Annotated in this window: 5 protein-coding genes; all 5 read left to right on the top strand. The window is 38.0% G+C overall.

Going from position 1 to position 3,756, the window contains the following annotated elements:
- The first annotated feature begins 123 nt into the window (after nt 1-123).
- Nucleotides 124-273, top strand: a complete 150-nt coding sequence (locus tag KPX09_RS02145) for a hypothetical protein (RefSeq protein ID WP_249548750.1) — start codon at nt 124-126, stop codon at nt 271-273.
- 366 nt (nt 274-639) lie between these two features.
- A complete protein-coding gene (locus KPX09_RS02140) occupies nt 640-867 on the top strand; it encodes a hypothetical protein (protein ID WP_249548749.1) in 228 nt (75 codons plus the stop codon).
- Between the two features lie 585 nt (nt 868-1,452).
- Entirely contained in the window at nt 1,453-1,764 is a 312-nt protein-coding gene (locus KPX09_RS02135; protein WP_249548748.1) for a hypothetical protein, read from the top strand.
- A gap of 131 nt (nt 1,765-1,895) precedes the next feature.
- Nucleotides 1,896-2,330, top strand: a complete 435-nt coding sequence (virB2-3, locus tag KPX09_RS02130; RefSeq protein ID WP_249548747.1) for a type IV secretion system protein VirB2-3 — start codon at nt 1,896-1,898, stop codon at nt 2,328-2,330.
- A gap of 1,122 nt (nt 2,331-3,452) precedes the next feature.
- On the top strand, nt 3,453-3,756 hold a 304-nt coding region (locus KPX09_RS02125; protein ID WP_249548746.1), incomplete at its 3' end, for a TrbC/VirB2 family protein.

The following is a 3,756-nucleotide window of genomic DNA, read 5'->3' as shown; positions in this document are numbered from 1 at the left end:
ACTAAATATTGCACCAAACCACATCCTTAAGCGCTCCAGAATCCATGCAAAAGGCGGACAGTAGCACTTCACATGCAAACATATCGCACAATAAACTCCTCTTGGATTATAGGAGATCCGTACATGTATTTTGCGGAGATGTTGCATCACTTTAAGTATTACTTGTTGTTCAGGGGAGTAGCAATGTTGATGCTGCCGTTTGAGATTTGTCATCTAGAGTACGAAGTTAGCTTTTTTCTGACGCTCTTTCTGCAATTCCATGATCATAAATAGCAGGGTTTTAATACTTGGATTATGAGGTACTCTGATAAATATCTAGATTGTTTCTGCGAGTGGCATGAGCCTTAGGGCTTCCGGTACTATAGTAGTATCTTCTTTGAGAAGTTCTTTCTGTCATTTTTCTGGTATGGTATTGCATTGGTAGTCGTGCTCAGAAAAGTTGAGTGGGGTGTTTTTAAGTAAAGCTTTTAAAGTTTAAGTAGCACAGAGAATCTGTATTGTCTCCTGCTATGGAAATTTGTCTAGTCTAAGATATAACACAACTTTGTTATGTGTTGTGAGAGACGTATTGTGTAATTTACCAGAGTCTAGTTTTGCACGTACTTCACAGCATCATGAATTTTCCTAAGGGTGTTAAAGATGTATAGGTTACTCTGTGCTTATGGGTTGATAAGAAGAGGTACAGTATTAGCTGACTTGAGGATTAGAAGCATCAGTAACGTGTTTTTACTGGTACATGCCTCATTATATCATGGTAACTATGGATCTGTAATTACAGCAATATCTGCTATGTTAGAGTGGTTTGTTGATGTTGTACTGTGGCGTAGTAGTCTTCGAAGGCATTTTTGGAAAATTTTTCAGTCATAAAATAAGCACTGCTGGCGTAAGCAGTGAATGTGTAAAAATGCACTTTTTCCTCCAGCACATATACTACGCAATTAATGCGTTGTTCTATCAGAGATGAATGTCAAGCTATTGCAGTATGTAGTTTTTCGCACCATGCATGCCGGAAAACACATTAGGTTAGTTTGAGAGGGCGTGTGTGATGTGACAAGCTTTTTACTATCTATTGATTACTTTTTGGGTTCAACAGCAGTCGGCACGTAATTGAATTGTGGAGATTGGTTATTATTAAACACTGGTTTTTGCCCAGTTTATCAGTTTGAAAAGAGAGTTTCGGTATTTTCCATTAAATGATAGGCAACACGCGCATGTAATATGTGCAGTAATATCATGATATTTTGTGCGGTAACATATAGACAGATGTTTGGGTATGTGAGTGGTTTTGTAGCTTACGTACTGCTGAATTACTGAAAATTCTTTGTTTTTCAAAAGCCTACTCATGGGGGCATATCGACTAGGTGTACATGATCGGGTAATTACATTTTTAGTACTTTCTACTACGTCAAGGTTCTCTGACATTGTGCCACTTTCTAAAAGGAGATTTTTTCAGTGACATTTAATATTTACGCTACCACCATAACAAGCAGGATAGCTCAGGTGTTTCTTGAGTTCTGTTTTCATCGCGTAATGCAGCATCCAAGAGTGGTTATAGCATTTGATGGTTATAGGGAGAGGTGTAGGTTGTGTTGTTGTATGCACGGCGACATTTTGTATCTTCAACTGGTGTTGGTTGTTAAGTTGCAAAATGTTGATGTCGTAGGTGCTAATTGCAATATTTGTGTATTGCATACAGAATCTATTACGCTCTTATCCAAGGTAGAAGGACTTTCGCGAACAAGTTTCTGTAAAATTTGTAGGTAGGCCTTTTCTCTTCTTTGGTACGGAAGGTTGTACGGGATACGCATTACTAGAGTAGATGGAGAGTGCATACATCTTAGTCTATAGCGTGTATCCGGCATGTCAGCAGTTATGCTGCTATGAGAGGAGATTTTATGGATACGCAAGGAAGAGCAATTGCCGTGGATAGAAGAAGTTTTGAGCGAACCTTTTTTAATAAGAAAGTATTTTTTTTGATAGTACAAGGCTCGCTATTTTTTGTTTTACTGCTGATATTAGACGAAGCACATGCTGGGGTTGCTGAAAATAACTTATTTCCAGCAGTTGCTCAACATGGAAGTGCTACCAATGAGGATGTTACTAGTAAGGTAATATGCAATGTTGTGAAGTTTGTGAGAGGTATAGGATTGCCTATAATGACGGGAGTAATTTTAGGATCTAGTGTAATGGCAATTTTCGGCAGGTTAGCGTGGCCTGCGATCGCGGCATTAGTAATATTTACCGCAGTGTTTTTTGGAGCTGAAAAGGTAATTAGTAAATTCACTGATGGTATTTCCGGGATGCAAACCGTAAACTGTGAAACTATATAGGATAGTATGTCTTTTAGAGGACGCAAGGCTCTGTGCACTAGTTATTGAGTTAACGACAACTAGTGCATGCTTTGTAGACTGTCTATAGGTATTTTGGATTGTGCTTGGTGGTGTACGCTAAAAAGCGCGTATCATAACACAGCTCTTTGGTGTTTAGACGGAATTAACATGAATTGCTTGAATAGCATAGCTGAGCTTTCATAGATTTTATTTTCATCATGTGTAAAAGAGTCATGTGGAAATACTTGTGCTAAGGAGGTCTATATTTTTTATGTAACTTTGCTAAAATACAGGTGCATAAATCAATCTGAATCTCCTTTTCATAGGTCACATGCAAATATGCTGCATGAGAGTACTGAGAGCTTACAGAGGTAAATAACAGATCACGAGCAACAGGCTGCTGTTACAAATTCACAGTCTAAATGTAGCATCACGAATTGCAATACTCGAAAGCTCTGTACTGTAATTACGTGCAATGTTTGAACGAAGAACTTACGTTCAAAAGACATACTGTCAGGGTCCCTAGCTAAGACCAGAGGTCAACTTAAGCATAGAAGAAGATGGTGAAGTGTTGAGATTAGGGTTGTTTCGGCTAATTCTGCCAAAGACAATGACGTTTATGGTTATGTGTACGTAAATATACTACTGCTCTTAGTAGTACGGAGAGTTGTGGCTAAATTCGTTGTGTATCTAAGTTGCGATGACCTAGAGATGAATCTCAAGTATTACTAATACAATTTTGAGGAAAGTATCAACAACTATGGGTTTAACTTCTACATTGAAAACATGTTACTAATATACGTAGTGAGATTAGACATTTTTTAGCATTTTACCCGATATACTAAAGATAATCATCCTGTAAAAGGGTTGGAATATGCATGTATTATGGATATATAGCTAAAATACAATCAATATTGCGATATTTACATAGGATAAACACTGATTTATCATAAATTAACTAATCATCGAATAATATGCAATAGCATGTAGGTTGCTCATTGAGCACACAGCGTGGTAGTCATGGTGTATAAGTAATAGGAGAAAACCATGAGGACTAGGGTCTAAGGGATGTTCTGCTGTGTAGTATTCAGTGCAGTAGCTGTTCTCCAGTAGAGGTTAACTATGGCAAAAATTGTAAGATTTTTCATGAGTACAGCAGGTATGTTTCTATTACTATTGTTGTGCAGTCAAGGTGTTGCTAGTGCTGCAGCAGGGACAAATCATGACGGAGCGACATCCAAGGTAATCTGTAATGTAGTGTTGTTTGCGCAGAAATTGGGTCTACCTATAATGACGGGGGTAATTTTAGGATCCAGTGTAATGGCAATCTTTGGACGTCTTGCATGGCCTGCTATAGCTATGTTGATAGTCTTCACAGCAATATTCTTTGGATCAAGTAAGATAATAAGTAAGTTTGCCAAAGGAG

It is taken from the genome of Anaplasma phagocytophilum (assembly GCF_023476575.1).
In the GTDB taxonomy this organism is placed as follows: Bacteria; Pseudomonadota; Alphaproteobacteria; order Rickettsiales; family Anaplasmataceae; genus Anaplasma; species Anaplasma phagocytophilum_A.
This window is presented reverse-complemented; position numbering and strand designations above follow the sequence as displayed.

What these genes read in the sequence shown, in the direction of transcription:
- KPX09_RS02145 (WP_249548750.1), top strand. Translation starts at nt 124, where the DNA reads ATGTATTTTGCGGAGATGTTGCATCACTTTAAGTATTACTTGTTGTTC.
- KPX09_RS02140 (WP_249548749.1), top strand. Translation starts at nt 640, where the DNA reads ATGTATAGGTTACTCTGTGCTTATGGGTTGATAAGAAGAGGTACAGTA.
- virB2-3 (WP_249548747.1), top strand. Translation starts at nt 1,896, where the DNA reads ATGGATACGCAAGGAAGAGCAATTGCCGTGGATAGAAGAAGTTTTGAG.